The 458-nt window shown below is 59.0% G+C and carries 1 protein-coding gene; it reads right to left on the bottom strand.

What is annotated here, in order from left to right; translation table 11 throughout:
* The coding region (locus E1J61_RS35915) for an IS3 family transposase (RefSeq protein ID WP_133098528.1) at positions 1 to 458 on the bottom strand (458 nt) is incomplete at both ends.

Below are 458 nucleotides of genomic sequence, written 5' to 3'. Positions count from 1 at the left end.
AAAATCTCAATGTACTCACGGACAGAGGCCATGGCTTCCATCCGGGTGGCATACCGATGGTGGTACACCAACTCTGCTTTCAGGCTGCCCCAGAAGCTCTCCATGGGCGCATTGTCGTAGCAGTTTCCCTTGCGTGACATCGAAGCCAGCATGCCGAACTGCGCTAGCAACCTGCGATAGCCGTGAGCACAGTATTGGCTGCCCCGGTCCGAATGATGAATCAGGCCGGGCCGTGGCCGCTTGCTGCGCACCGCCCGGAACAGCGCCTCGCCCACCAATTCTTGTGTCATTCTGGGCCCCATCGCGTAGCCCACGATCTCGCACGTGTACAGATCCTTGATTCCTGCCAGGTACAACCACCCCTCATCGGTCGCGATATACGTGATGTCAGTCACCCACGCGGCGTTTGGCCTGTCGGCTTCAAATTTCTGCTCCAGTAGGTTGGGCGCCACTGGCAG

Origin of the sequence: Cupriavidus sp. L7L, assembly GCF_004353535.1 — a bacterium.
Taxonomy (GTDB): Bacteria; Pseudomonadota; Gammaproteobacteria; order Burkholderiales; family Burkholderiaceae; genus Cupriavidus; species Cupriavidus oxalaticus_A.
The sequence above is the reverse complement of the archived record's forward strand: the minus strand, read 5'-3'. Positions and strand labels throughout refer to the sequence as shown.